Source organism: Pantoea phyllosphaerae, assembly GCF_051025595.1.
In the GTDB taxonomy this organism is placed as follows: Bacteria; Pseudomonadota; Gammaproteobacteria; order Enterobacterales; family Enterobacteriaceae; genus Pantoea.
In genome coordinates this window covers 129,801-154,697 of record NZ_JBPFDE010000003.1, presented here as the reverse complement: position 1 = coordinate 154,697, position 24,897 = coordinate 129,801, and the positions used below count along the sequence as shown (strand labels likewise).

The window sequence follows — 24,897 nt, the reverse complement described above, 5'->3', positions numbered from 1 at the left end:
CCTAAATTAAATAAATTAATAGTGGCGAAAGTTTGTGCTTTGCGTAAGAATGGTTCCCGCGCCAGCCGAAAGGCTGAGCGATAACCAAAATCATAAACAAATTCCTCTTTGACGGGCCGATAGCAATACCGGCCTGCTTTTTTTTCTAGCGCCGCAACAGCTCAGGCAGATTCTCGTCGCCGTAGAGATGCAGCGCGCCTACCGCCACCACGTAATGCCCCACCGGCAGGGCGCGCAGTCGATCGCACCACTGCGCGTTGCGCTGCGCAATCAGCGTATCGTTGAGCGCCGTGCTGAAGGTCGAGGGCAAAGCGATGCGCGGCTCGCGCGGCGGCGTATCCAGCCACCAGCTCACCATCATCTGCAGCAGCCGCGCGTTGGTATGCCAGTGCGTCAGCGTATCTTTCAGCAGCGCCATGCCGTCATCCGGCAGGGACTTCAGCAGCGCGATTTGCGTCTCCGCGCCTTCCAGCTCAATGACTGGCTTACCTCGCGTTTTCGCCGCCTGCAGCAGCTGGAAGTCGATGCCATAATCGGGACGCAGACCCAGCCGCTGCGCCTGCTGCGCCTGCAGCATCAGCGCAATTTGCCAGGCGGGCAGGGTGTCGAACATTGTCAGCGACAGGTGCAGCTCGCCGCACAGCGTCGCCAGTCGAGCCAGGTCGTCGGGCGCCAGGCGCGTCTCCAGCAGATCGCACGGGTCAATATCGTCGAACGGCGAGCCGCCCTGCGTAATATCCGCCTCGACAACCAGGGCATCCGCCTTCTCCAGCTGCCGCAGCAGCCGCGCAGGCAGCGGCTGCATATCGCGCGTGCCCATATGAATGCTGCCGACCAGATGCAGCAGCCGATCGTCCAGTCGAATATCCTGGGCGGGCCAGCGATAGCTGGCGGGAAAGAGTCGGCTTACCAGCCCCTGCACACTGCGCCATATGCTGCCTGTCATGCCCCGTCCTTCTTGAGTCAAAACGCCATGCTAGCGATTCCGGGCGCTGAAAAACAGGGCATTAGCGGCTATTGTCGCGTCGTCGGGCGAAAGCGCAGCAGCCGGTTGGCGTTGCCGACCACGGTAATCGACGACAGCGCCATCGCCGCGCCCGCCACGACCGGGCTGAGCAGCGCGCCGGTGAGCGGATAGAGCACGCCGGCCGCCAGCGGAATGCCCAGGCTGTTATAGATAAAGGCGCCCAGCAAATTCTGACGAATATTTCGCAGCGTCGCGCTGGAGAGCGCCAGCGCATCGGCAACGCTGTTAAGGTCGGCGCGCATCAGGGTAATGGGCGCGGTTTCCACCGCCACGTCGCTGCCGCCGCCCATGGCGATGCCGACATCCGCCTGCGCCAGCGCCGGTGCGTCGTTGATGCCGTCGCCGACCATAGCGACGCGGCGCCCCTGCTGCTGCAGCGCGGCGATCGTCTGCGCCTTCGCTTCCGGCAGCACGCCAGCGATCACCTCGTCGATGCCCGCCTCCTGTGCAATGGCGCGCGCGGTCTCTTCGCGATCGCCGGTCAGCATCATCAGGCGGTAGCCCGCCTGACGCAGCCGCGCCAGCGCCGCTTTGCTCTCGGGCCGCAGCCGATCGCGCAGCGCAATCAGGCCGACAAGTTCGCCGTCCTGCGCCAGCAGCACCGGCGTTGCGCCCTGGCGCGACAGCCGCTCGATATCGGGCTGCGCCTGCTGCAGGGCGACAGCGTTATCCTGCATCAGCGCCGCGTTGCCCAGCAGCAGCGGCTTGCCGTCGAGTATGCCGCTGACGCCTTTGCCGCGTATTGTACGAAATTGCGCAAGCTCGCCCGTGGCCGTAGTCCCTGCCGCCGCGGTGATCGCCTGCGCCAGCGGGTGGCTGGCGTTTTGCTCCAGCGCGGCGGCAGCCTGTACCACCGCCTCGCGTGACCAGCCGTGCCACGTCAGCACCTCGTCAAGCTGCGGCGTGCCGGCCGTCAGCGTACCGGTTTTATCAAAGACCAGCGTATCGATGCGGCTGGCGCGCTGCAGCGCGTCGGCGTCGCGCACCAGCACGCCGAGCTCGGCGGCGCGCCCGACCCCGGCGATAATCGACATCGGCGTCGCGAGCCCCAGCGCGCAGGGGCAGGCGATAATCAGCACTGTGGTAGCGATAACCAGCGTATAGGCGATCTGCGGCTGCGGGCCGAACAGATACCAGATGGCGGCGCTAATCAGGGCGATGGCGACCACCACCGGCACGAAGATCGCCGAGATGCGGTCGGCGAGGCGACCCACGTCCGGCTTGCTGCTCTGCGCCTGGCGCACCAGATGAATAATGCGCGACAGCGCAGTGTGCTGGCCGGTGGCGCGCGCCACGAAGCGCACCGCACCATCCTGCACCAGCGTCCCGGCATAGAGCTTATCGCCGACGCGTTTGCCCTGCGGCACCGCTTCGCCGGTCAGCATCGCCTCGTCCAGCCAGGCTTCGCCCTCGGTAATGTCGCCGTCTACCGGCACGCGATCGCCCGTCGTCAGGCGCAGCGTCATGCCCGGCTGCACCGCGCTGAGCGGCACCAGCATTTCGCCCTGCTCGCTGACGAGGCGCGCCTGCGCGGGCGTCAAATCGAGCAGCCGCTCAAGCGCTTTAGAGGAGCGCTGGCGCGCGCGCTGCTCCAGCGCGTGGCCGAGATTGATCAGGCCGATAATCATCACGCTGGCTTCGAAATAGAGATGCCGCGCCTGGGCGGGAAAAAAGTCGGGCCAGAGGGCGACGCTGATGGAGTAGATCCAGGCGGCGGCGGTGCCGAGCGCCACCAGCGTATCCATCGTGGCGCTGCCGTTGCGCAGGCTGCGCCATGCGCTGCGGTAGAAGTGGCCGCCAGCAACCGCCATAATCAGCAGCGTGACGGCGCCGATAGCGAGCCAGAGGGGGCGGTTGGCGTCGCTGAGCATCATATTGTCGCCGAGCATGCCCCAGATCATCAGAGGTGCGCCAAACGCCAGCGCCAGCGCCGCCTGCCAGCTAAAGCGGCGCATCACCTTACGCGCGCTGCTCTGCTGCCTGTCGCGCCGCTCCTGTTCATCCTGCACCGGCTGGGCGTGGTAGCCCGCCGCGTCGACCGCCTCGACCAGCTGCTGTGCAGAGGCGTCGCCCATCACCAGCGCGCTGCGCTCGCCAAGGTTGACGCGCGCCTGGGTCACGCCGGGCACGTTTTCCAGCGCCTTCTCGACCCGGCTGACGCAGCTGGCGCAGCTCATGCCTTCAATAAGCAGAAACTGCGCGCTTTCATGCTGCTGTGCCGGTTCGGTTTCCGCCACCGTTGTCAGCGCCTCCGGCGGCGGCTCTGAAGCTGTCAACGGCTCAGGCTTTGGGTGGCTGTCGCCGTGGAGCGTAGCGTGATAGCCCGCTGCTTCCACCGTGGCAATCAGCGCGGCGGCGTCGGCGCTGCCAACGACCTGCGCTTCCTGCTGCGTGACGCTGGCCTGTTCGACATCGTCGCGCTGCTCGAGCGCTTCTTTAACGCGTTTGACGCAGTGGCCGCAGGACAGGCCTTCCAGCGCCAGCGAGATAGTGTGTGACATAGCGTTCTCCTGTTGTGTCGCCGTTAACAATGCGAGCTTGTTATCACTCGTAATACAGGCTAAACCTTCCATCAAGGGGAAGGTCAAACTCTTTTTACGGAGACTGGCCGCGATCGATTTTTTGAGGAGAGAGCAGGGTGAACATCAGCGATGTTGCGAAAAAAACCGGGTTGACCAGCAAGGCGATTCGTTTCTATGAAGAGAAGGGCGTAGTAACGCCGCCGTTGCGCAGCGACAACGGATATCGTCGCTACAGCGCGCATCATCTCGATGAGCTTAATCTGCTGCGCCAGGCGCGTCAGGTGGGCTTTACGCTCGACGAGTGCCGCGAGCTGGTGACGCTGTTCAACAATCCGGGGCGCCACAGCGCTGACGTCAAAGCGCGCACCCTGCAGAAGGCAGCGGAGATCGCCGTCCATATCGAAGAGCTACAGGCGACGCGCATGCGGCTGCTGGCGCTGGCCGACGCCTGTCCGGGGGACGAAGGCGCGGAGTGCCCGATTATCAATAATCTGGCGGGCTGCTGCGGCCATCGCCAGCCTGATTAACGCGGCCTGATGTGTAGCGTAATGCCCTCGATGCCCGTCACGACGACCTGCGCGCCCGCGGGCAGATCCCGATCGGCCTGCACGCGCCAGCTGCTGTCACCCAGCCGCACGTGGCCGATGCCGTTGACCAGCGGCGCATCCAGCGTCAGAAGCGTGCCGATCAGCTGATTGCCGCGCTGGTTAAGGGAGTTGGGCTGCTGGTGGCGCTCGCGATGGCGCATCCAGCGATACCAGAGATAGACGCAGACCAGCGTCAGCAGGGCGAACAGTGAGCCCTGCGCCGTCCAGCTGAAGGGCGTCAGCCACTCCACGATGCCTACCAGCACCGCCGCGATGCCGCTCCACAGGAGATAGCCGCTGGTGCCGAGCATCTCCGCCGCCAGCAAGAGGCCACCGAGGGTCAGCCAGAACCAGTGCGGATGGGCAACGATCTCCATCACCATCAGCGTTTCGACTCTGCAGCGCTGCCTTTAAGCAGCTCGCTGATGCCCGCCACCGAGCCGAGCAGGCTGCTGGCGTCCAGCGGCATCATCACCACCTTGCTGTTGCTGGCTTCGCCGATTTTCTGCAGCGCGTCGGTATATTTCTGCGCCACGAAGTAGTTCACCGCCTGGATGTCGCCCGCCGCGATCGCTTCTGAGACCATTTTGGTGGCGCGCGCTTCGGCTTCCGCCTGACGTTCACGCGCCTCCGCCTGCAGGAACGCCGAGGTGCGTTCGCCTTCAGCCTTCAGGATGCGCGACTGCTTATCGCCCTCGGCGCGCAGAATGGCCGCCTGGCGCACGCCTTCCGCCGCAAGGATGTCGGCGCGCTTGGTGCGCTCCGCCTTCATCTGCGCATTCATGGCGGCGATCAGCTCTTGCGGCGGACGCACATCGCGGATTTCGATGCGGGTGATTTTCACGCCCCAGGGATTGGTTGCCTCGTCGACGATGTGCAGCAATCGGGTGTTGATGTTATCGCGCTGCGACAGCATCTCATCCAGCTCCATGCCGCCGAGCACGGTGCGGATGTTGGTCATGGTGAGGTTGATGATCGCCAGTTCGAGATTACTGACCTCATAGGCGGCGCGCGCCGGATCCACCGCCTGAATAAAACAGACGGCGTCGATGGTGACGTTGGCGTTGTCTTTGGAGATAACTTCCTGCGAGGGAATATCCAGCACGCGCTCCATCATATTGATCTTGTGACCGATACGATCCATAAAGGGCACGACCAGACTCAGTCCGGGCTGCAGCGTGCGGGTGTAGCGGCCAAAGCGCTCCACGGTCCACTGATAGCCCTGCGGCACGATCTTGACGCCCGCCCACACCGTGACCAGCGCCAGCACGATCAGCGCAGGAATGACTGTTAACATATAACCTCCCGATTGTTAATTTACGGGCCGAGTCGCTTCGGCCCGGACAGGACGCCGCCGCTTAGTAGAGCAGCGAGTAGAGCTGGCGGCGGTAGCGGGCTGCGAGCGCGTCGCCGGTGCCGAGCGCCGCGAGGATCTCCTGCAGCATTTTGCGCACCTGGCCGTCCGCCGCGTTCATATCGCGCTTCAGGAAGCCAAGCAGCAGCTCCAGCGCCTCTTCGTTGCGCCCAACCTGATGCAGCTGTAACGAGAGCTTAGCAGCCAGCTCGGCATTGGTGGGATCGCTCTCCAGCTGCGCCTGCAGCTGCTGGATTTCCGGCGTATCGGCCGCCTGCTTCAGCAGATCGATCTGTGCCATCAGGCTCTGATAGCGCGTGTCCTGATCCTGCAGCGGCACCTTCGCCAGCACCTCTTCCGCTTCGTCGCTGCGGTTCAGGCCGATCAAGACTTCCGCCAGCAAAAAGCCGATTTCGCTCGCCTGGCGGCTGATCTGCCAGGCCTCCTTCAGCAGCGGCAGCGCCTCCAGCGGTTTGCCTTCTTCCATCAGCGCCAGCGCCTGCTGCGCCTTCAGCTCCTCTTCGCGCGGCAGCACTTTTTCCAGCAGCGCGCGCACCGCCTCTTCCGGCTGTGGCCCCTGGAAACCGTCGACCGGCTGGCCGTTCTGGAACAGATAGACCGTCGGGATGGAGCGCAGGCCGAACTGTGACGCCACCATTTGCTCTTTGTCGCAGTCGAGCTTCGCCAGAATAAACTGGCCGGCGTACTCCTGCGCCAGACGCTCCAGCAGCGGCGTCAGCTGCTGGCAATGTTGGCTGCGATCCGACCAGAAATAGAACAGCACCGGGATCTGCATGGACTGTTCCAGCGTCTGATGCAGGTTGGATTCGTTAACGTCGATAATCGAAGCTTGTGGTGACATAGCGAAGTCTCTTGGCAGAAAGTGTTTAAAGAATATGGGGCCGGACAGGCCCGCTTCAAGATGAATTCTCAGCGGCTGCTTAAAATGCGATCCAGCATCCAGCCCGGCAGCACTCTTTTCAGGATGCTCATTGCATGCGCCACCAGGGTCACCGGATAGCGCAGGCGCGGATGGGGGCTCTCCAGCGCATGGCGCAGCTTCGGCAGGATCGCTTCCGGCGGCAGGCTGAAGCGCGCGGCGATGCCGGGGTTACGCACCGGCTGGTCCGGCTCACCCTGGGTTACGTTATCGGTAAAGCGGGTGTGAACAGGCCCCGGCTCGATCAGGCTGACGCGCACGCCGCTGCGGCGCAGTTCAAGGCGCAGCGCGTCGCTCCAGGCCTCCAGCGCATATTTGCTGGCGGCATAGGCGCCGCGGCCCGGCGTGGAGATCAGCCCGAGCACGGAGCTGGTGTTGACGATGCGCGCGTCGCCGTGCGCTTCCAGCGCGGGCAGCAGCCGCATCGTCAGCTGATGGGCGCCGAAGAAGTTGGTAGAGAACTGCTGCTCCAGCTGCTGGCGCGACAGCGTGCGCAGCGGGCCGTAGAGGCCAAAGCCGCCGTTGTTGAACAGCGCGAACAGACGGTGCGCCGTCAGCGCCAGGATCTCATCGGCGGCGCGATCGATGCTCGCCGCGTCGTCAAGATCGAGCGCGACGGCGACAAAGCCCTGCGCGCGCATCCGCTCGACATCCTCGGGCTTGCGGCAGGCGGCGATCACGCGGTAGCCGCGCGCCTGCAGATCCTGCGCCGCCACCAGACCAATACCGCTGGAACAGCCGGTAATTACAACGGTTTTTTGCATATCTTTACCCATAAAAAGCGCGTCGCCGCAGATTACTCATGCTTAACTAAAGGGGCCAGTTCTTTCGCCATCAGTTCGGCGATAAAGGGCTGCGCATCGGGGTTCGGATGGATACCGTCCTGCTGCATCCATTCAGGTTTCAGGTAGACCTGCTCCATAAAAAAGGGCACCAGAGGGATGTTGTACTGCTGTGCCAGTCTGGGATAGATCCCGCTGAATGCTTCCGTATAACGCCGCCCGTAATTGGCGGGCAGACGCACCTGCATCAGCAGCGGCTTTGCGTTCGCCGCCTTTATGTCGTCGATGATTTTACGCAGATCCTGCTCGATAGCCTGCGGCGGAAAGCCGCGCAGACCGTCGTTACCGCCCAGTTCGATTAACACCCACTGCGGCTGATGCTGTTTTAATAGCGCCGGCAAGCGCGCCAGCCCCTGCGCGGCGGTGTCGCCGCTGATGCTGGCATTGACCACCTTAGGCTGTTGCTGCCAGTTTGTATTCAGCAGGCTCGGCCAGGCGGCGCTGGCCGACATGCGATAGCCAGCGCTCAGGCTGTCGCCTAACACTAACAGGGTGTTCGCAGCGGCCAGATGCGATACCAGTAGAAGAACGAAAAACAGGAAAGCGTAATGCCAGCGGAAAACATTCTTGAAGTTCATCATCTTACAAAGTCCGTCGGTCAGGGGGAACAGCAGCTGTCCATCCTCACCGGAGTTGACTTCATTGTCAAACGGGCCGAAACCATCGCGCTGATCGGCGAGTCGGGATCCGGCAAATCGACGCTGCTGGGCATTCTGGCGGGCCTCGACGACGGCAGCAGCGGCGAGGTCAGGCTGCTGGGAGAGCCGCTGCACCTGCTCGACGAAGAGCAGCGCGCCGCGCTGCGGGCGACGCAGGTTGGCTTTGTTTTTCAGTCTTTTATGCTGGTGCCGACGCTGAACGCGCTGGAGAACGTGCAGCTGCCTGCGCTGCTGCGCGGCGAGAGCGACCGCCGGAGCCGCGAGCAGGCGCGCGCGCTGTTAACCCAGCTGGGGCTGGGAAAGCGCCTGGCGCATCTGCCCGCGCAGCTCTCCGGCGGCGAGCAGCAGCGCGTGGCGCTGGCGCGCGCCTTCAGCGGGCAGCCCGGCCTGCTGTTCGCCGATGAGCCCACCGGCAATCTGGACCGGAAAACCGGCGACCGCATTGCCGATCTGCTTTTCTCGCTCAACCGCGACTACGCCACCACGCTGATTCTGGTGACGCATGACGAACAGCTGGCGGCGCGCTGCGATCGCCGCCTGCGGCTGCGCGACGGCAAAGTGTGGGAGGCGTGATGATCTGGCGCTGGTTCTGGCGCGAGTGGCGCTCGCCCTCGCTGCTGATTGTCTGGGTGGCGCTGACGCTGTCGGTGGCCTGCGTGCTGGCGCTGGGCGCCATCGGCGACCGCATGGAGAAAGGGCTCAGCCAGCAGAGCCGCGACTTTATGGCGGGCGACCGCACGCTGCGCAGCAGCGCGGCCGTGCCGGACGCCTGGCTGACGAAAGCGCGGGAAGAGGGGTTGAGCGTCAGTGGGCAGCTCAGCTTTATGACCATGACCTTCGCCGGTGAGACGCCGCAGCTGGCGGCGGTCAAGGCGGTTGATAACCGCTATCCGATGTTCGGCGATCTGCAGACCAACCCACCAGGCCTGAAGCCGGTGCCCGGCACGGCGCTGGCTGCACCGCGGCTGATGGCGCTGCTTAACCTCAAGGTGGGCGACAGGCTGGATGTCGGCGACGCCAGCCTGCGCATCGCGGGCGAGGTGATTCAGGAGCCGGACGGCGGCTTTAATCCCTTTCAGATGGCGCCGCGCCTGCTAATCAACCTGGACGACGCGCAGAAGACCGGCGCGATTCAGCCGGGCAGCCGCCTGACCTGGCGTTATAAGTTCGCCGGCGAGCCGTCGCAGCTGGCGCGCTACGATCGCTGGATCCAGCCGCAGCTGAAGGCGGATCAGCGCTGGATCAGCGTAGAGAATTCCGAAGACGCGCTGGGGCGCTCGATGCAGCGCGCCCAGCAGTTTCTGCTGCTCTCCGCCTTGCTGACCCTGATGCTGGCCATCGCCGCCGTCGCGGTGGCGATGAGCCACTACTGCCGCAGCCGTTACGATCTGGTGGCGGTGCTGAAAACGCTGGGGGCGACGCGGGGGGCGCTGCGTCGGCTGATCGTCGGCCAGTGGCTGGCGGTACTGCTGCTGGCGGCGCTGTGCGGCGGGGCGCTCGGGCTGGGCGTCGAAGCGCTGCTGATGCAGATGCTGAAACCGGTGTTGCCCGCGACCCTGCCGCCCGCCAGCGGCTGGCCGTGGCTCTGGGCGATCGGCTCGCTGTTCGTCATCTCGCTGCTGGTGGGGCTGCGCCCCTACCGACTGCTGCTGGCGACCCAGCCGCTGCGCGTGCTGCGTCGCGACGCCGTGGCCGATATCTGGCCGCTGAAGCGCTATATCCCGGCGATGGGCGGGGTAGTAATTGCGCTGCTGGCGCTGCTGGTGGGCGGCAGCAAGATGCTGTGGGCGTTGCTGGCGGGCGTGGCGGCGCTGGCGGGCCTGCTGGCGCTGCTGGGCTGGGGCACGCTGCTGCTGCTGCGGCGGCTGGTGGTGCGCAGCCTGGCGCTGCGGCTGGCGATCAACCGTCTGCTGCGCCAGCCGGGCATGACGCTGAGTCAGCTGGCGGCGTTTTCGCTCTCTTTTATGCTGCTGGCGCTGCTGCTGGTGATGCGCGGCGATCTGCTGGATCGCTGGCAGCAGCAGCTCCCGCCAGATAGCCCAAACTATTTCCTGCTTAATATCACTCAGGATCAGGTGCCGCAGGTGCGCGCTTTTCTCGCCTCGCATCAGGTGAAGCCGGAAACCTTCTACCCCGTGGCGCGGGCGCGCCTGACCGATCTGAACGGCAAAGAGGCCGATCCGAAGCGGGATAACGCCCTTAACCGCGAGCTGAACCTGACGTGGACGGGCGAGCGGCCCGATCACAATCCGCTGACGGCGGGCAGCTGGCCGCCGCAGCCGGGCGAAGTGTCGATGGAGGCGGAGCTTGCCGGCCGTCTGGGGGTGAAGCTGGGCGATACGCTGACCTTTACCGGCGATACCCAGACCTTTAGCGCAAAAATTAGCAGCCTGCGCAAGGTGGACTGGGAGAGCCTGCGGCCTAACTTCTTTTTTATCTTTCCGCCGGGCGCGCTGGATGCGCAGCCGCAAACCTGGCTGACCAGCTTCAGGCTGAATAACGATCAGGCGCTGCTGGCGCAGCTGAACCGCGCCTTTCCGACGCTGAGCCTGCTCGATATCGGCAGCATTATGCGGCAGATCGGCCTGGTGCTGACGCAGGTGAGTCAGGCGCTGGAGATTATGGTGGTGCTGGTGACCTTCTGCGGCGTGCTGCTGCTGCTGGCGCAGATTCAGGTCGGGATGCATCAGCGGCGTCAGGAGCTGGTGGTCTGCCGCACGCTGGGCGCCAGCAAGCGGTTGCTGCGTGGAACGCTGTGGTGCGAGTTCGCGCTGCTCGGCGTGGTCTCCGGCGTGGCGGCGGCGCTGGGGGCGGAAGCGGCGCTCTGGGCGCTGCAGCGCAAAATCTTCGACTTCCCGTGGCAGCCCGACTGGACGCTGTGGCTGGCGCTGCCGCTGGGCGGCGCGCTGCTGCTCTCGCTGTGCGGCGGCTGGCTGGGGGCGCGGCTGCTGCGCGGCAAGGCGCTGTTCCGGCGCGCGGAGTCAGCATAAAAAAGCGGGCCTGGGGCCCGCTTGTCGGCTTTAGCGCTGGCTAATCAGAACTTCGCTGCGGCCCAGGCGATGCCGCTGGCGTACTCCGGCGGCAGCATCGGCACCAGCGCTGCCAGCGCCGCGGTCAGCCGCGCGCTGTCGCTGTCGGTCAGGTTGAGATGCCCGACCTTGCGCCCTGGGCGCACCTCTTTGTCATACCAGTGCAGATGTACCAGCGGCTGCTGCAGCCAGTCGCTGTTCAGCGCGGTGCCGATCAGATTGACCATCACCGACGGCGCGAACACCACCGGCTGCGGCAGCGGCAGGCCCAGCACGGCGCGCAGATGCAGTTCGAACTGGCTGACAGAGGCGCCGTTCTGCGTCCAGTGCCCGCTGTTGTGCACGCGCGGCGCCAGTTCGTTAATCAGCAGCCCCTCCGGCGTCACGAAGCACTCCATCGCCATCACGCCGACGTAGTTCAGCTCCTGCATAATGGCGCCGAGCATCGTTTCCGCCTGCGCCTGCTGCGCGGCGTCCGCCTGTGGGAAGGCGACGCTGGTGCGCAAAATGCCCTCCTGATGCAGGTTGTGGGTCAGCGGGTAGAATACGGTGCGGCCATCCTGTCCGCGCGCGCCCACCAGCGACACCTCGCCGGAAAAATTGATGCCCTGTTCGACGATGCACTCGCCGTAGCACTCGTCCGGCAGCGCGTCGGTTTCATCCGCACGCAGCCGCCACTGGCCGCGGCCGTCATAGCCGCCGGTGCGGCGCTTGACGATCGCCAGCTCGCCCAGCGAGGCGAACACCTGCGGCCATTCGCTTTTGTCGGCCAGCAGCTGCCAGGGCGCAGTGGCGAGATGCAGCCGATCGAGCAGCTGCTTCTGCGTCAGGCGATCCGCCAGAAGCGGAAAAATATCGCGGTTCACAAAGGCGGGATGCACCGCCAGCTCGCGCGTCAGCGCGGTCTCCGGCCAGCGCTCGATTTCGGCGGTGATCACGCTCTGCGCAATCGGCAGCGCGTCCGGTTCGGCATCGAGGCCGACCGGGTAGACGGCGATGCCCAGCGGCTCGCCCGCCTGGCGCAGCATACGGCCCAGCTGGCCGTTGCCCAGTACGCAAACCGGCTTCATGCGTCCTCCCGCGGATCCGGATTGCTCAGCACCTCGTCGGTCTGCGCCTGGCGCCAGTCGCCAAGGCGCGCGGCCAGCGCCGCGTCGTGGATCGCCAGAATTTGTGCCGCCAGCAGGGCGGCGTTGGCCGCGCCCGCTTTGCCGATCGCCAGGGTGCCGACCGGAATGCCGCGCGGCATCTGCACGATAGAGTAGAGGCTGTCGACGCCGCTCAGCGCCGCGCTCTGCACCGGCACGCCCAGCACCGGCACCAGGGTTTTCGCCGCCAGCATGCCCGGCAGATGCGCCGCGCCGCCCGCGCCCGCAATAATCACCTGATAGCCGCTGTCGGCGGCGGTTTCGGCGAAACTGAACAGCTTGTCCGGCGTGCGGTGCGCGGAGACCACTTCAACGTGGAAGGGCACATCCAGGCTGGTGAGGATTTCCGCAGCGAACTGCATAGTGGACCAGTCACTTCTGGAGCCCATTACAATAGCAATGCGGGCCGGGGCGGCGTTGGATGACATGCGGTCAACTCCTGTGAATAAACAAACGAACCTGGCCGGTCGGTCAGGTAAAGAAGGGCACAGAGAATAGCATGAGAAGGGCGCAAGGAAAACGGTTGCGTCGCTGCTTTACCGGCACGTTGAGCGCCGTTTTACCAGTCGAATTCGATAAGGCTGATGCCGCTGGCATCCAGCTGGATCATCGAGCCGCGTTCGTGCCACGCGCCTAACACGGCGCGCTCGGCAGGCTCTCCCTGCAAGCTGAAGCGGTGGATCGCGGGACGATGGGTGTGGCCGTGGATCATCAGGCGCGTCTGCTGGCGCACCATCGCTGCCTCCACCGCGTTGGCGTTGACGTCCATAATGGCGAGCGACTTATGCTGGTTCGCCTGTTTGCTGCCGTCGCGCATGCGGGCGGCGATGCGCTGGCGAATAAACAGCGGCAGGGCAAGAAAAAGGCGTTGCAGCCAGCGCTGATGCACTTTGGCGCGAAAACGCTGATAGCCCGCGTCGTCGGTGCAGAGCGTATCGCCGTGCAGGATCAGCACGCGATGGCCGTAGCAGGTCAGCACCTGCTCTTCCGGCAGCAGCGTCATGTCGCTGGCGCGGGCGTAGGCCTGGCCCAGCAGGAAATCGCGGTTGCCGTGAATAAAGTAGACGGGTACCGGCAGCGCGCGCAGCGCGTCGGCGACCTGCTGGTGCAGCGGGTTGGGATCGTCATCGCCGATCCAGGCTTCAAACAGATCGCCCAGGATATAGAGCGCGTCGCAGCGCGGCGCTTCACGCGCCAGAAAACGCAGAAAACCGGCGGTGATCGCCGGTTCTTCCTGACACAGATGCAAATCTGCAATAAACAGGGTGCGCGACATTACTCGCTGACGGTCACTTTCTGGATGACGACGTCATCTTTCGGTACGTCCTGGTGCATGCCGCTGCGGCCGGTCGAAACCGCTTTGATTTTGTCGACCACGTCCATGCCTTCCACCACTTCTGCGAACACGCAATAACCCCAGCCCTGCAGGCTCTCGTCACGGAAGTTCAGGAAGTCGTTGTCGGCGACGTTGATAAAGAACTGCGCGGTAGCGGAGTGCGGAGCGGAAGTACGCGCCATCGCCAGAGTGCCGCGGGTGTTTTTCAGGCCGTTGTTCGCTTCGTTGCGAATTTCAGCTTTGGTCTCTTTCTGCTTCATGCCCGGCTCAAAACCGCCGCCCTGGATCATAAAGCCGTTGATAACACGGTGGAAAATGGTGTTGTCGTAAAAACCTTCACGGCAGTATTCGAGGAAGTTTTGCACGGTAGCGGGGGCTTTATCGTCGAAGGTTTTAATTACGATGTCGCCGTGGTTGGTCTGGAAAGTAACCATCATTCTCGTCCTGTAAAGATTGTCGTCAGCGGTCTGGCCGCCGCAAAGCGCGCTGGCCATTTTTGTCGACGCCTCTTATATCATAAATTCCAATGACGCGTCAGCACGCCCGGGGCGCTCTCAGCACGCTGCCGTCGCGCAAGCGCGAAAAATACGGCACAATAACTGAATAACCTGATAAAAGTGTTTACCGCACTCGTCTAAACGGAACTGTTCAATGCTAAAGATTTATAACACCCTGAGTCGACAGAAAGAGGAATTCAAACCTATCCATGCTGGCGAAATCGGCATGTACGTGTGCGGTATCACGGTGTACGACCTCTGTCATATCGGCCATGGGCGCACCTTCGTGGCGTTCGACGTGGTGGCTCGCTACCTGCGCTACAGCGGCTATCGTCTGAACTACGTGCGCAACATTACCGATATCGACGATAAGATTATTCGCCGCGCCAATGAAAACGGCGAAAGCATTGAAACCCTCACCAACCGCATGATTGGCGAGATGCACAAGGATTTCGCCGCGCTCGGCATTCTGCCGCCGGATCAGGAGCCGCGCGCCACGCGCCACATCGCCGAGATTATTGAGCTGGTGGAGCGTCTGATTGAACGAGGCCACGCCTATGTCGCCGACAACGGCGACGTGATGTTCGACGTGCCGAGCGATGCCGATTACGGCGCGCTGTCGCGTCAGGACCTGGAGCAACTGCAGGCGGGCGCACGCGTGGAAGTGGCCGACGTGAAGCGCAACCCGATGGATTTCGTACTGTGGAAAATGTCGAAAGCGGATGAGCCCGCCTGGCCTTCGCCCTGGGGCAACGGCCGTCCCGGCTGGCATATCGAGTGCTCGGCGATGAACTGCAAGCAGCTCGGCGCGCACTTCGACATTCACGGCGGCGGCTCGGACCTGATGTTTCCGCACCATGAAAACGAGATCGCCCAGTCGACCTGCGCCCATGACGGTCCCTACGTTAACTACTGGATGCACTCCGGCATGGTGATGGTGGATCGCGAGAAGATGTCGAAATCGCTCGGCAACTTTTTCACCGTGCGCGACGTGCTGCAGCACTACGACGCCGAAACGGTGCGCTACTTCCTGATGTCGGGCCACTACCGCAGCCAGCTTAACTACGGCGAAGAGAACCTCAACCAGGCGCGCGCGGCGCTGGAGCGCCTCTATACCGCGCTGCGCCACACCGATCGCAACGCCGCGCCGGCGGGCGGCGAAGCGTTTGACGCGCGCTTCCGCGCGGCGATGGACGACGACTTCAACACGCCGGAAGCCTACTCGGTGCTGTTCGATATGGCGCGCGAAGTCAATCGTCTGAAAGGGGAAAACAACGACGCGGCCAGTGCGCTGGCGGCGAAGCTGCGCGAGATCGCCAACGTGCTGGGTATTCTGCAACAGGATCCCGAACTCTTTCTGCAGAGCGGCGCGCAGGCCAATGCCGACGACGTCGCCGAGATCGAGCACTGGGTGCAGGCCCGCGCCGACGCGCGCAGAGAGAAAAACTGGGCGCAGGCCGATATCGCGCGCGACAAGCTGAACGAGCTGGGCGTGATTGTGGAGGATGGGCCGCAGGGTTCGACCTGGCGTCGTAAGTAATACCGGAAAGGGCGCTCAGGCGCCCTTTTTTATGCTTTAGCGGATAGCCTGTGCCTGCGGCCAGGAACGGCTTTTGCGGCAGCGCGAGGTTCAGAAAGTAACAGGGCGAGAGGCGTATTGCAGAGGAGTAGGGCGAGGCAGGACGCCTGGCCTTTATGCCAGACGTCCGTCTGTCGCCGCCGTCAGGCGGTAACGGTGATGCGCTGCCCGGCGAACGCGACGGTCTGCCCGGCCACGATTTTGCAGCGTTTGCGGGTTTCCACCGCGCCGTCAACGGTCACTTCGCCGTCGGCGATCACGATTTTGGCCTGCGCGCCGCTCTCTACCCAGCCTTCCAGCTTCAGCAGGTCGCACAGGTCGACGTGTGGGTGTTTACCCAGGCTAAAAGTCGCCATTATGCCTCCTCTTTATCGTGATAAGTTTCGCACGCGTGCAGCGTGTTTTCGATCAGCGTGGCGACGGTCATTGGCCCTACGCCGCCCGGCACCGGCGTGATGTATGAGGCGCGCGCCGAGGCCGCGTCGAAATCGACGTCGCCGACCACTTTGCCGCTCTCCAGCCGGTTGATGCCGACATCGATCACCACCGCGCCCGGCTTAATCCAGTCGCCCGGAATAAAACCTGGTTTACCAACGGCGACTACCAGCAGATCGGCATGCTCGACGTGGTGACGCAAATCTTTGGTGAAGCGGTGGGTGACGGTGGTGGTGCAGCCCGCCAGCAGCAGCTCCATGCTCATCGGACGGCCCACGATATTGGAAGCGCCGACCACTACGGCGTTCAGGCCGTAGGTGTCGATATTGTAGCGCTCCAGCAGCGTCACAATGCCGCGCGGCGTGCAGGGACGCAGCGTCGGCGCGCGCTGGCAGAGACGGCCGACGTTGTAGGGATGAAAGCCGTCGACGTCTTTATCGGGGGTAATGCGTTCCAGCACTTTGACGTTGTCGATGCCGGCCGGCAGCGGCAGCTGCACCAGAATGCCGTCAATCTCCCGATCGTCATTGAGATCGTCAATCAGCTGCAGCAGATCGGCTTCGCTGGTGGTCGCCGGCAGATCATAAGAGCGCGACACAAAGCCGACCTCTTCGCAGGCGCGGCGTTTGCTGCCGACATAGATTTGCGAAGCGGGGTTTTCGCCCACCAGCACGACTGCAAGACCCGGCGCGCGTTTACCGGCCGCCAGGCGCTGCTTTACTTTTTCCGCAACCTCAAGGCGCACCTGCTGCGCAATCGTTTTACCGTCAATAATTTTTGCTGCCATCAGAGAGGAAATCCACTGTGTTGTGTTGAATCGGGGAAAGGCGCCTATTCTGTCAGAAGCGCGACGCGCTGTCAGGTTCTGAATCGCCGCCGGTTGTCTGATTCTTCGTCATATGCATTGCGGCAGCGGCCAAAACCGTTGACTCGTTGAGGTCTCGCCGTATAATCCTCGCCATCCCCGTGCGCCCTTAGCTCAGCTGGATAGAGCACCGGCCTTCTAAGCCGTAGGTCACAGGTTCGAATCCTGTAGGGCGTGCCATTTTCTCTTCTATTAGCCTCTCCTGAAGTCTGCAAAACAGTTTAAAAACTAGAAGGTTAGCTAAACAGTGTCTGCTGAGATACAGCCTTATCTGCTGAATCGACATCATTTTGAGGGCACAACTCTCTTGTTTCCTCAGCATCAGCAAAATCAGAAATAATAAATAACAAGCGATATGGCTGCTGCTGTAATTACGCTTTTCATGATATTTCTAACTGGTCAATGGTACGCACCCTGTTTGATTCCACCTCTGTTACGGAGAAATACCGGTTTGACAGGGATAGCTTCCTTACTGGCGCTCATATGCGCCGTTTGACTGAGATACTTTCTGAAGTGCGGCGTTTGTCGGTGCAGTTGATAACTTTCTTCACTGGCGTAAACCTCGTAGAAGTACCAGCGGTTTGGAATATTTATATCTGTTGCGGCGTACATGGCTAATACGCCTTTCTCTACCTTGAGCGACTCCGCCATTTCAGGAAGGACGATGTTTTTAAATTCGGTCTGAAATTCAGATTTTACATCAACGACCACAAGATTATTGATAGTCCCTTCATTCGGTATGATTTTTTTATCTCCCAGAAATTGTGGTTCCAGAGCGATTTTCTTTTTCCGATCAATAATGTCAGGTGCACGAGCAGCGAATGCCTTGTACGGGTCAGCATTCAGATGTTTGCGGTAAGCTCTCTCGCTTTCATAGAGTTCGACCATAAATGCCTGACGTGGATTGTCGCGGCGTTTCAGAGCATACATCGCCAGCGCTCCTTCTTCATGATCAACCGAAGCGGAAATAGTTTGTCTGGCCACGTCATCGAAATCCCTGTCCCGAGCGGGCTTTACGCCAATCTGAACAATATTCATTACTGGCCTGTCATATGTGTCGTTTCTTTTTGCTAAGACAGGGGTACTTATCAGCATGCAAATTAAAAGCATAAGACTCTTTTTCACGATAATCCTTTTGATGAAATTACTGTTTAATACATTCGAACAGTTGATGTTTAAAGGAGGGGAATGTAAACAAAAAATCCGCTGCTCTTTGCTTGCGCTGTCGTAACCACATTACCAAACATCCTTTTTCTGTTAATGATATAAAGCGTTATTGTGGTGAAGGAGACAGCTCTGGCAAGCCTTCGACAATATAGGTCCGTGAATTACCGGCACGGTGTCGGATGGGGATGATCTTCTGGTATGCTGCCGAGTTATACCAGTCCTGGGCATTTTTGAGACTGTCAAACTGAATAATAACCAGGCGACCCTGTGCTCCAAATCCTTCTTTAACATCGGGTTCACCTCCTCTGACGATGAAGCGTCCCCCAAAGGGCCTGAAGGTAGACTCAACCTGAGCGCTGTACGGTTTTATAGCTTCACGATCGGTCGCCTGAAACTCTGCGATGTAATAAGCAGGTGTTGCCGCCAGGGCTGAAGCGAGCCCGAATAGCGCGAACAGAAAGACTACCGCTGATTTAAAAAACATCCTTCCTCCTGACTGCATTTTATGAAAGTGAGTAAGGGCTACCGCGTCCAGACCTGCTTGACGTCTTTCGTTTGCGGCGTGTTTTGCGCCATGATCCCCGTCAGAATGTGCGGCTGATAGGTTTCTTCCAGAAACCGGATTTCTTCCGGGCTCAGCTGAAGATTCACTGCGTTTACCGCGCCATCGACATGGTCTTTTTTTGTGGCCCCTACGACAGGAGACGTCACTTTTGTCAGCAGCCAGGCAAGTGAAATTTCCGTCATGGATACCTGATGCTGTTCAGCAAGCTCGGCGACGCGCTCGATAATGATACGATCCTGTTCTGCCGTGCTGTCATATTTGCCTCGGGCGTAATCATCCTCGGAGGCCCGCCGTGTGTGGCCTTCTTTTCGCGAGAGACGGCCGCTGGCCAGCGCGCTATAGGGTGTCATTGCGATATTATCTTCAGCGCAGAGACCGAAGAGCTCTCGTTCATCTTCACGCATAATCAGGTTGTAGTGGCTCTGTACGGAAACAAAGGACGTCAGCCCTTCGCGTTCGGCAAGGGCGTTCGCCTTCGCCAGCTGCCAGGCATAGCAGTTTGAAATACCAATAGCGCGCACCTTGCCAGCGGTCACGGCGGCGTGCAGCGCTTCAAGCACGTCGATAACAGGCGTGTTGTAGTCCCAGATGTGGTAGATGTAGAGGTCGATATAGTCCATCCCCAGATTCTGCAGGCTCTGGTCAAGCGAGCGGGCTATCGCCTCTTTTCCGCTGATACCTTCGGCAATTTGCGCGGCGGTTCGCGGCAGAAACTTGGTGGCCAGCACGATGTCATCGCGTTTTGCCATCTCCCGTAACGCCCGACCAACGTACCGCTCGCTGGAGCCGTTCTGATAGGCGATGGCGGTATCGTAAAAGTTGATACCCTTTTCAAGGCCGTAGCGAATGATGTCGCGGCTTGCTGTTTCATCCAGCGTCCAGCGATGCTGGCCTGTTAACGGATCGCCAAACCCCATGCATCCCATGCAGATGCGAGAGACCAGTAAGTCGCTTTTACCGAGCCGGGTATACTGCATCGTTATTCTCCATCAGAATTATTTACGAAAGGTATTGAGCAGATCGACAAGCCTTAAAGCGTGCGCCCGGGCAAGCCTTTTTTGCTCGGTGATTTTCTCGGCATCCCGATTGGCGTAGCTAATACCACAGGTATAAACCGGTGACAGCAGCTCAAGATTGCACAGCTTTGCCGTGGTCTTGAACGGAATGAGGTACTCCTCAATGGCGTGGCCAAAGAAACCGTCAGCGGTATAGAGCTCATGTGGCGCTCCCGTTGTGAAGGAGAGGATCAGCTTTTTACCGCTCAGTTTCGCCATTGAGCCATGCGCAAAGCCGTGAACAAAGACCTCGTCCAGCCACTGTTTCATCAATCCTGGCAGTCCATACCAGGAAAAAGGGAACTGCCAGACAATCACATCGGCCCTGAGGAGGCTTTCCTGCTCTGCGGCGATGTTGAATTTACCGTCCGGATAGAGCCAGTCCAGACGACGAATTTCAACATCGGGAAGGGCGGTCGCCACCTCATCAAGAATAGTGGCGTTGGCGACGGAATGAGCAAGCTCTGGATGACCCGAAACAATAAGGATTCTCTTCATTTCAATGAGTTAAATAGATGATTGAATATTTAACCCAGTATAGAATGACGCTATTGTGTTTTTTAGAGTATTAAAGGCTCATTCACTTTTAGACAAAAACTAATAATTGTCGGACGAACTCGCTGTGCTCAGTCATCATGAACCGGTGAACTAAACCGTAATGCCAAGTAAACGCGCGGCATTGCGAAATGCGATGGCCTCTTTTTCAGCCTTGTTGACGGGCAGACTGTCGATAAAGGTTTTTACACCGTCCAGGGTCTGATAGGGATAATCAACGGAGAACAGGATCCTTTCAGCACCCATCAATGCGTAGATAAACTTGAAGTGCGGCAGCGTCAGCATACCTGACGGGGTAACGTAAACGTGTTCCTGGAAGGTTCTGGTTAGCGTGCGTGACAGGCCCGTTGCAGCCAGTGAAAGGCTGTCATCAAGACGCTGGAGCCAGAAGGGTAACATCTCTCCCCAGTGGCCACTGATTACCTGCAGGTGGGGATATTTATCAAATGCGCCCGATAACATCAGCCGTAACAAATGGATCCCGGCTTCGTGATGCCAGCCCCAGCCAAACATAGAGAGCCTGGCGTTGACCTCTGCGCTGAAGCCCGTGAAGTAGGCCTGAGTCACGCTTTTAAACGGTAATCCGGGATGAAGATAGAGTGGCACATTCAGTTTATTAAAGCGGGAAAGCAGGGAGTCATAGTCAGGATGATCGAGAAAGCACGAAGAGGGTCTGCCATTCAGCAGTGCTCCTTTAAACCCCAGTGCTTCAACTGTGCGGACAAGCTCTTTTTCAGCCTCTTTCGGCTGTGCCCATGGAAGTGTGGCAAATGCCGCGAAGCGATCCGGGCGGTTTTTTATCGCCACGGCAAGGCGATCGTTTGCTGCCGTATTCAATGTTGCCGCTTCATTCTCGGGTGCCAACTGGGGGAATCCGCCCACAGAGAGGATCTGCATGGTAATTCCAGCCTCATCCATATCTCTGATACGACGACTTCCCAAATCAACGCCTTTCTGGTTTATCAGGGCATTCTTTTCTATCTGCGGTCGGCTTCGGTCCGGATTATGACCATCAGCAACGGTTTTCCCCCAGTCGTCAAGGAAAGGCGCCTGCTCAAGCACAACAGGCATACACGCTTGCCCTAACTCGCTGTCGAGATAATGTTCTTCAAGGCAAATGATGTTCATATTCCCACCATTGATATAAAGCGGTAAAAAGGTTTCATCCGGGACAGGCTGTTATTCATAACAGCCTGTCCCGGATAAGGTTTACACCATCGGTTTTTCCCAGGCGCCTCGTGTATCTACCCTGGTCTCTGTGGCGAGTTGTTCTAACAGAATAATTTCTTCGTTGCTTAACCGAATGTCTGAAGCACTGGCGGCATCCAGAACGTGATGGACTTTAGTCGCACCGATGAGTGGAAGGGTCCCTTTGGCAATAGCCCATGCGATGGCTATCTGTGCAACGCTGGCATTTCTCTCAGCTCCCATTTTATTCATGGCGGCAGTTAATCTCTCTATCTGCGGCAGCACGGCGTTGTAACTTTCGGCCCGGCCACTCCCGGCAGGCATGGGATGATCTGAATCATAACGACCACTGAGCGCGCCTTGCTCAAGGACCATGTAAGCAAAGAACGTGATGTCATTTTGTCGGCAATAATCAAGGATTCCGGCCTCTTCAGAAGCGCGATAAAGCAGGCTGTAATGATTCTGTACTGCCCTGATGGAATAACCGGAGGCGTTAAGGATCTCGTTGGCGCGTCTGATTTGTGCCAGATTGTGGTTGGACACACCGACGCGTTTTACCTTACCGCTTTGTAAGAGTGGGATCAGTTCAGGCGTCCATTTCTCGACGTCGAGGGGATTATGGATCCAGTAGATATCAATCGCTTCCACGCCCAGGCGTCCGAGGCTGGCCTCAAGCATATCGCTGACCGGCTGCGCTGACTGTTCGTCCGCAATCTGCGGCGTGAATTTTGTGGATAAAATCATGTCCTCGCGAGAGAACTGACGGACTAATGCTCCAAGGGCAGTTTCGGAACTCCCCATGCCATAGACTGCTGCGGTATCCCAGAGATTAAGCCCTTTACTCATGGCCGTGGTGAACACCTCTGCCATCTGAGTTTCAGAAAGATGATTACCGAAGACCGTGTCGCCACCGGCAAAGCCTGTCCCCCAGGACCAGGTGCCCAGCGCGACGGGAGGAAGATTATTCATATACAGCTCCTGAAAAATGGCCGGCATGTTGCTGTCTCAAACCGGCCAGAGAAGGTGATTAAAAGTGAAAGACAGATGAATGGCTTAAGCTGTCTGGCGAAGAGTATTTAACAGCGCCACGCCGACACCGTGCGCTGAAGCGGGATTTTGCCCCGTGATAAGGCGTCCGTCAGTAACCACGTTTTCAGACCAGTTTGGTGCTTCATGATGAAGCGCGCCATGCTCGCGGAGTGCTGTTTCCAGAAGGTAAGGTACAACGTTAGTCGTTTGTACTTCTTCTTCTTCCTTGTTGGTAAAGGCCGCCACGTTTTTGCCTTTCACCAGGTATTCGCCGCTGCTGAGCTTTGCGTCAACCAGTGCCGCAGGACCGTGACAGACGGCTGAGACAATCCCTTCACTTTCATACACTTCGCGGATAATACGCTGGGCATCCTGGCTGTCGCGGAAATCCCACATGGTGCCATGCCCGCCCGCAAAGAAAACGGCGCTGTAATCGGCACCGTTCAGCTCGGATAACGCAGGCGTTGTTGCCAGGCGCTGCTGAAAATCGGTTTCGTTCCAGAACCAGGCGTTGACAGGGTCACTGAGGTCAAACCCATCCACCGGCGGCTGTCCCCCGCGAATGCTGGCTATCGTCGTTTTTAGTCCGGCATCTTCCAGCACTTTCAGCGGATGCGTCAGCTCGGCCAGAAAAAAACCGGTCGGTACGCCGGATGCGCCTTTAATCGGATGGCTGGAGACGACACACAGCACGGGTTTATCTGCAGGTTTCATATTGAACCTCACTCTTTATTTTTAAATTCAGCGGCGAAGAGATTTTCCCAGTTAATAAAGGAGCCAAGCGGAATGCACTCGAAGCTTAATAAGCCTGCTTTTGCCAGTGGAAATTCGGCCATGACGTTCATCGCGTCATCGACTGAGTCACATTCCAGAAAAATGGCGACGCCAGGCCGGTCCTGACGGAAGTAGATGTCACGGATGAAGCCGGATTTATACAATCCCCAGGCGTGCAGCGCTTCGGCGTTAAGGTGCGGAGCATATTTTTCCAGCGATGCCCCAGGAGCGGGAATATCCAGACATAAAATTCGCATCATAGTCTCCTGAACTCAGGTCGTTGTAGAAACAGGCTGAAGTATAAGAAGCGCATTTCAAGAAGATTAGAGGGGCATTGACTTAAGCATCTTTAGGCTGTACTTAATAATCAGACGAAAATTGCTTGAAGAAAACCATATGAATAATGCCCTTTATAATCAGATACGCATTTTTCAGAGCATTGCGCGTGAGGGTAATATTTCGGCAGCCGCAAGAAAGCTGGAAATTACGCCTCCCTCCGTAAGCAACGCGCTTAAGCTGCTGGAAGAGCATATTGGCCATCCGCTTTTTGTGCGTACGACCCGCCGTATTGAGCTGACGGAAACCGGGCAGCTGTTGCTGGAACAGACCGCTGCGGCGGTGGAGTCGCTGGAAAATTCGCTTGAAAGCATTCGCGACCAGAATCAGGAGCCCTCTGGTATCGTGCGAATAACGCTCTCGCGTTTTGCCTATTTGTTAATTCTTAAGCCTGCAATGGCAGAATTTTGTCAGCACTATCCGGGTATACAGCTGGAGATTTCCGTCTATGACGGAACCGTGAATATTATCGAAGAGCGTTTTGATCTTGGGATCCGTTTTGGCGATATTCTCGAAGGCGGGGTGGTGGCGCGGCCGTTAATGAACCCCTTTCGTGAAGGATTATATGCCTCCTCGGATTATATAAGCGAGCACGGAATGCCTGAGGTGCCGGCAGACCTCAGGCAACACAAGCTGATTGGCTACCGTTTTATCACCAACAACCGCATCCTTCCGTTGATCCTGGACGACCGCGGAGAGCAGTTGACCGTTGAAATGCCCGGGCAGCTAATCAGCAACGATATCGACGTTATGGCTGACGGGATCCGAAACGGTCTTGGTATTGGGCGTTTGTTCGAACCCATCTGGCAGTTACAGCCTGACAAGGAGGACTTTATACCTGTGATGGATCGCTACTGGAAAACCTACCCGCCAGTGTATCTCTATTACCCCAAAAACGCGGGAAAAACGAAAAGAGTGAGGGCCCTGATTGATTTTTTGATATCTGCGACAGGGTGATAAAGACGATAACTCATCGTTCAATATGGAGACGCTATTTCATAACCTCAGCGCCCTTGCCCCTTGTATGAACTCAATCAGAAGGCGAAGCCCGGTCGGCAATGTCCACGGCTTGAATGCAACGAGAAAAAGCCCCCACGTAAGGGGGCGAAGTACTTTTTTAATTTTAAACTTACCCTGGTGAGGCTATTACAGTTAACGTCAATTTTATGGTTTACTTTAGGGCGAAAGAGGAATTTCTTGCATTTAATCTTCCTGGGTTCGATATTTCGTCGCATATTTTTGCAAATAGAACAGGGCGTCTGTTCTGCTATCTGAACAGTAAAAAAAGAGATGTCAGCGCTGAAGTAGCCTGTCATTATCGCTTTAAGCGAAGCGCATAAATGCCATAGGCAGATTCAACGTTACCCTATTAATTTCCTGCTTACAGCGTCTGAAGTAGCTAAGTGCG

26 protein-coding genes and 1 tRNA gene are annotated in these 24,897 nt (G+C 59.3%); 6 read left to right on the top strand and 21 right to left on the bottom strand.

Annotation, left to right across the window (positions count from 1 at the left end; genetic code table 11):
* Window positions 1–145: 145 nt before the first annotated feature.
* Both ACR6A7_RS06155 and copA read right to left on the bottom strand, forming a co-directional pair.
* On the bottom strand, window positions 146–946 hold the full coding sequence (locus ACR6A7_RS06155) for a TraB/GumN family protein (RefSeq protein ID WP_434123958.1): 801 nt from the start codon (window positions 944–946) through the stop codon (window positions 146–148).
* 68 nt (window positions 947–1,014) lie between these two features.
* Window positions 1,015–3,528 (bottom strand): copper-exporting P-type ATPase CopA, encoded by a 2,514-nt coding sequence (gene copA, locus ACR6A7_RS06150; protein ID WP_434123957.1) that lies wholly within the window; start codon window positions 3,526–3,528, stop codon window positions 1,015–1,017.
* A 137-nt stretch (window positions 3,529–3,665) separates the two neighbouring features.
* On the opposite strand from copA, the gene cueR reads away from it, so the two are divergent.
* Window positions 3,666–4,076 carry a Cu(I)-responsive transcriptional regulator gene (gene cueR, locus ACR6A7_RS06145; RefSeq protein WP_434123956.1) on the top strand — a complete coding sequence of 137 codons (411 nt, stop codon included), beginning with the start codon at window positions 3,666–3,668 and terminating at the stop codon, window positions 4,074–4,076.
* Here the strand turns inward: cueR and ACR6A7_RS06140 are convergent.
* From ACR6A7_RS06140 to tesA, 5 genes are all read right to left on the bottom strand, one after another.
* On the bottom strand, window positions 4,073–4,519 hold the full coding sequence (locus ACR6A7_RS06140) for an NfeD family protein (protein ID WP_434123955.1): 447 nt from the start codon (window positions 4,517–4,519) through the stop codon (window positions 4,073–4,075). The genes cueR and ACR6A7_RS06140 overlap by 4 nt on opposite strands.
* Window positions 4,519–5,433, bottom strand: a complete 915-nt coding sequence (locus ACR6A7_RS06135) for an SPFH domain-containing protein (RefSeq protein ID WP_434123953.1) — start codon at window positions 5,431–5,433, stop codon at window positions 4,519–4,521. Before ACR6A7_RS06135 ends, ACR6A7_RS06140 begins: the two co-directional genes overlap by 1 nt.
* 61 nt (window positions 5,434–5,494) lie before the next feature.
* Window positions 5,495–6,352: a co-chaperone YbbN gene (locus ACR6A7_RS06130; RefSeq protein WP_434123952.1), complete on the bottom strand. Its 858-nt coding sequence runs from the start codon at window positions 6,350–6,352 to the stop codon at window positions 5,495–5,497.
* A gap of 68 nt (window positions 6,353–6,420) precedes the next feature.
* Window positions 6,421–7,194 (bottom strand): SDR family oxidoreductase, encoded by a 774-nt coding sequence (locus tag ACR6A7_RS06125; RefSeq protein ID WP_434123951.1) that lies wholly within the window; start codon window positions 7,192–7,194, stop codon window positions 6,421–6,423.
* A 32-nt stretch (window positions 7,195–7,226) separates the two neighbouring features.
* On the bottom strand, window positions 7,227–7,853 hold the full coding sequence (gene tesA / locus ACR6A7_RS06120; RefSeq protein WP_434123950.1) for a multifunctional acyl-CoA thioesterase I/protease I/lysophospholipase L1: 627 nt from the start codon (window positions 7,851–7,853) through the stop codon (window positions 7,227–7,229).
* Between tesA and ybbA the strand changes: the two genes are divergently transcribed.
* A complete protein-coding gene (gene ybbA, locus ACR6A7_RS06115; RefSeq protein ID WP_434123949.1) occupies window positions 7,821–8,504 on the top strand; it encodes a putative ABC transporter ATP-binding protein YbbA in 684 nt (227 codons plus the stop codon). The two genes, tesA and ybbA, sit on opposite strands and share 33 nt — an antisense overlap.
* Window positions 8,504–10,921, top strand: coding sequence for a putative ABC transporter permease subunit YbbP (ybbP, locus tag ACR6A7_RS06110; protein WP_434123948.1), 2,418 nt, complete (start codon window positions 8,504–8,506; stop codon window positions 10,919–10,921). Before ybbA ends, ybbP begins: the two co-directional genes overlap by 1 nt.
* Window positions 10,922–10,965: 44 nt before the next feature.
* Here the strand turns inward: ybbP and purK are convergent, their stop codons facing one another.
* The 4 genes from purK to ppiB form a co-directional block, all read right to left on the bottom strand.
* The gene (purK, locus tag ACR6A7_RS06105) at window positions 10,966–12,030 is read right to left on the bottom strand and encodes a 5-(carboxyamino)imidazole ribonucleotide synthase (protein ID WP_434123947.1); all 1,065 of its coding nucleotides are present in this window, start codon (window positions 12,028–12,030) and stop codon (window positions 10,966–10,968) included.
* Window positions 12,027–12,536, bottom strand: a complete 510-nt coding sequence (purE, locus tag ACR6A7_RS06100) for a 5-(carboxyamino)imidazole ribonucleotide mutase (RefSeq protein ID WP_434123946.1) — start codon at window positions 12,534–12,536, stop codon at window positions 12,027–12,029. The genes purK and purE overlap by 4 nt, the downstream gene beginning before the upstream one ends.
* Before the next feature lie 131 nt (window positions 12,537–12,667).
* Complete coding sequence (locus tag ACR6A7_RS06095) at window positions 12,668–13,384, bottom strand: UDP-2,3-diacylglucosamine diphosphatase (RefSeq protein ID WP_434123945.1); 717 nt, start codon at window positions 13,382–13,384, stop codon at window positions 12,668–12,670.
* Window positions 13,384–13,878, bottom strand: a complete 495-nt coding sequence (gene ppiB / locus ACR6A7_RS06090; protein WP_033752889.1) for a peptidylprolyl isomerase B — start codon at window positions 13,876–13,878, stop codon at window positions 13,384–13,386. Before ppiB ends, ACR6A7_RS06095 begins: the two co-directional genes overlap by 1 nt.
* A gap of 217 nt (window positions 13,879–14,095) precedes the next feature.
* Here ppiB and cysS point away from each other — a divergent pair, with 217 nt between their 5' ends.
* The gene (gene cysS, locus ACR6A7_RS06085; RefSeq protein ID WP_434123944.1) at window positions 14,096–15,481 is read left to right on the top strand and encodes a cysteine--tRNA ligase; all 1,386 of its coding nucleotides are present in this window, start codon (window positions 14,096–14,098) and stop codon (window positions 15,479–15,481) included.
* A 182-nt stretch (window positions 15,482–15,663) separates the two neighbouring features.
* Here cysS and ybcJ read toward each other — a convergent pair whose 3' ends face one another.
* Both ybcJ and folD read right to left on the bottom strand, forming a co-directional pair.
* Window positions 15,664–15,876, bottom strand: coding sequence for a ribosome-associated protein YbcJ (gene ybcJ, locus ACR6A7_RS06080; protein WP_048781499.1), 213 nt, complete (start codon window positions 15,874–15,876; stop codon window positions 15,664–15,666).
* Window positions 15,876–16,742 (bottom strand): bifunctional methylenetetrahydrofolate dehydrogenase/methenyltetrahydrofolate cyclohydrolase FolD, encoded by an 867-nt coding sequence (gene folD / locus ACR6A7_RS06075; protein WP_048781500.1) that lies wholly within the window; start codon window positions 16,740–16,742, stop codon window positions 15,876–15,878. The genes ybcJ and folD overlap by 1 nt, the downstream gene beginning before the upstream one ends.
* Window positions 16,743–16,923: 181 nt before the next feature.
* On the opposite strand from folD, the gene ACR6A7_RS06070 reads away from it, so the two are divergent.
* Window positions 16,924–17,000: transfer RNA gene (locus ACR6A7_RS06070), tRNA-Arg, on the top strand.
* A 219-nt stretch (window positions 17,001–17,219) separates the two neighbouring features.
* Here ACR6A7_RS06070 and ACR6A7_RS06065 read toward each other — a convergent pair.
* The 8 genes from ACR6A7_RS06065 to ACR6A7_RS06030 form a co-directional block, all read right to left on the bottom strand.
* Complete coding sequence (locus ACR6A7_RS06065; protein WP_434124129.1) at window positions 17,220–17,930, bottom strand: putative quinol monooxygenase; 711 nt, start codon at window positions 17,928–17,930, stop codon at window positions 17,220–17,222.
* 163 nt (window positions 17,931–18,093) lie between these two features.
* Window positions 18,094–18,471: a DUF1330 domain-containing protein gene (locus ACR6A7_RS06060; RefSeq protein WP_434123942.1), complete on the bottom strand. Its 378-nt coding sequence runs from the start codon at window positions 18,469–18,471 to the stop codon at window positions 18,094–18,096.
* Window positions 18,472–18,509: 38 nt separating this feature from the next.
* Window positions 18,510–19,529 carry an aldo/keto reductase gene (locus ACR6A7_RS06055; protein ID WP_434123941.1) on the bottom strand — a complete coding sequence of 340 codons (1,020 nt, stop codon included), beginning with the start codon at window positions 19,527–19,529 and terminating at the stop codon, window positions 18,510–18,512.
* Window positions 19,530–19,547: 18 nt separating this feature from the next.
* Window positions 19,548–20,105 carry an NAD(P)H-dependent oxidoreductase gene (locus ACR6A7_RS06050; protein WP_434123940.1) on the bottom strand — a complete coding sequence of 186 codons (558 nt, stop codon included), beginning with the start codon at window positions 20,103–20,105 and terminating at the stop codon, window positions 19,548–19,550.
* A gap of 150 nt (window positions 20,106–20,255) precedes the next feature.
* Complete coding sequence (locus ACR6A7_RS06045; RefSeq protein ID WP_434123939.1) at window positions 20,256–21,290, bottom strand: amidohydrolase family protein; 1,035 nt, start codon at window positions 21,288–21,290, stop codon at window positions 20,256–20,258.
* A gap of 81 nt (window positions 21,291–21,371) precedes the next feature.
* Entirely contained in the window at window positions 21,372–22,319 is a 948-nt protein-coding gene (locus tag ACR6A7_RS06040) for an aldo/keto reductase (RefSeq protein ID WP_434123938.1), read from the bottom strand.
* Window positions 22,320–22,403: 84 nt separating this feature from the next.
* Complete coding sequence (locus ACR6A7_RS06035; protein ID WP_434123936.1) at window positions 22,404–23,093, bottom strand: type 1 glutamine amidotransferase domain-containing protein; 690 nt, start codon at window positions 23,091–23,093, stop codon at window positions 22,404–22,406.
* An 8-nt stretch (window positions 23,094–23,101) separates the two neighbouring features.
* Window positions 23,102–23,410 (bottom strand): hypothetical protein, encoded by a 309-nt coding sequence (locus tag ACR6A7_RS06030; RefSeq protein WP_020078802.1) that lies wholly within the window; start codon window positions 23,408–23,410, stop codon window positions 23,102–23,104.
* A gap of 139 nt (window positions 23,411–23,549) precedes the next feature.
* Between ACR6A7_RS06030 and ACR6A7_RS06025 the strand changes: the two genes are divergently transcribed.
* Window positions 23,550–24,446: a LysR family transcriptional regulator gene (locus tag ACR6A7_RS06025; RefSeq protein WP_434123935.1), complete on the top strand. Its 897-nt coding sequence runs from the start codon at window positions 23,550–23,552 to the stop codon at window positions 24,444–24,446.
* Window positions 24,447–24,897 lie beyond the last annotated feature (451 nt).

Excerpts from the sequence above, each read along its gene's own strand:
- ACR6A7_RS06155 (WP_434123958.1), bottom strand. The coding sequence starts at position 946 with ATGACAGGCAGCATATGGCGCAGTGTGCAGGGGCTGGTAAGCCGACTC.
- copA (WP_434123957.1), bottom strand. The coding sequence starts at position 3,528 with ATGTCACACACTATCTCGCTGGCGCTGGAAGGCCTGTCCTGCGGCCAC.
- ACR6A7_RS06140 (WP_434123955.1), bottom strand. The coding sequence starts at position 4,519 with ATGGTGATGGAGATCGTTGCCCATCCGCACTGGTTCTGGCTGACCCTC.
- ACR6A7_RS06135 (WP_434123953.1), bottom strand. The coding sequence starts at position 5,433 with ATGTTAACAGTCATTCCTGCGCTGATCGTGCTGGCGCTGGTCACGGTG.
- ACR6A7_RS06130 (WP_434123952.1), bottom strand. The coding sequence starts at position 6,352 with ATGTCACCACAAGCTTCGATTATCGACGTTAACGAATCCAACCTGCAT.
- ACR6A7_RS06125 (WP_434123951.1), bottom strand. The coding sequence starts at position 7,194 with ATGCAAAAAACCGTTGTAATTACCGGCTGTTCCAGCGGTATTGGTCTG.
- ybbA (WP_434123949.1), top strand. The coding sequence starts at position 7,821 with ATGCCAGCGGAAAACATTCTTGAAGTTCATCATCTTACAAAGTCCGTC.
- tesA (WP_434123950.1), bottom strand. The coding sequence starts at position 7,853 with ATGATGAACTTCAAGAATGTTTTCCGCTGGCATTACGCTTTCCTGTTT.
- ybbP (WP_434123948.1), top strand. The coding sequence starts at position 8,504 with ATGATCTGGCGCTGGTTCTGGCGCGAGTGGCGCTCGCCCTCGCTGCTG.
- purK (WP_434123947.1), bottom strand. The coding sequence starts at position 12,030 with ATGAAGCCGGTTTGCGTACTGGGCAACGGCCAGCTGGGCCGTATGCTG.
- purE (WP_434123946.1), bottom strand. The coding sequence starts at position 12,536 with ATGTCATCCAACGCCGCCCCGGCCCGCATTGCTATTGTAATGGGCTCC.
- ACR6A7_RS06095 (WP_434123945.1), bottom strand. The coding sequence starts at position 13,384 with ATGTCGCGCACCCTGTTTATTGCAGATTTGCATCTGTGTCAGGAAGAA.
- ppiB (WP_033752889.1), bottom strand. The coding sequence starts at position 13,878 with ATGGTTACTTTCCAGACCAACCACGGCGACATCGTAATTAAAACCTTC.
- cysS (WP_434123944.1), top strand. The coding sequence starts at position 14,096 with ATGCTAAAGATTTATAACACCCTGAGTCGACAGAAAGAGGAATTCAAA.
- ybcJ (WP_048781499.1), bottom strand. The coding sequence starts at position 15,876 with ATGGCGACTTTTAGCCTGGGTAAACACCCACACGTCGACCTGTGCGAC.
- folD (WP_048781500.1), bottom strand. The coding sequence starts at position 16,742 with ATGGCAGCAAAAATTATTGACGGTAAAACGATTGCGCAGCAGGTGCGC.
- ACR6A7_RS06065 (WP_434124129.1), bottom strand. The coding sequence starts at position 17,930 with ATGCTTTTAATTTGCATGCTGATAAGTACCCCTGTCTTAGCAAAAAGA.
- ACR6A7_RS06060 (WP_434123942.1), bottom strand. The coding sequence starts at position 18,471 with ATGTTTTTTAAATCAGCGGTAGTCTTTCTGTTCGCGCTATTCGGGCTC.
- ACR6A7_RS06055 (WP_434123941.1), bottom strand. The coding sequence starts at position 19,529 with ATGCAGTATACCCGGCTCGGTAAAAGCGACTTACTGGTCTCTCGCATC.
- ACR6A7_RS06050 (WP_434123940.1), bottom strand. The coding sequence starts at position 20,105 with ATGAAGAGAATCCTTATTGTTTCGGGTCATCCAGAGCTTGCTCATTCC.
- ACR6A7_RS06045 (WP_434123939.1), bottom strand. The coding sequence starts at position 21,290 with ATGAACATCATTTGCCTTGAAGAACATTATCTCGACAGCGAGTTAGGG.
- ACR6A7_RS06040 (WP_434123938.1), bottom strand. The coding sequence starts at position 22,319 with ATGAATAATCTTCCTCCCGTCGCGCTGGGCACCTGGTCCTGGGGGACA.
- ACR6A7_RS06035 (WP_434123936.1), bottom strand. The coding sequence starts at position 23,093 with ATGAAACCTGCAGATAAACCCGTGCTGTGTGTCGTCTCCAGCCATCCG.
- ACR6A7_RS06030 (WP_020078802.1), bottom strand. The coding sequence starts at position 23,410 with ATGCGAATTTTATGTCTGGATATTCCCGCTCCTGGGGCATCGCTGGAA.
- ACR6A7_RS06025 (WP_434123935.1), top strand. The coding sequence starts at position 23,550 with ATGAATAATGCCCTTTATAATCAGATACGCATTTTTCAGAGCATTGCG.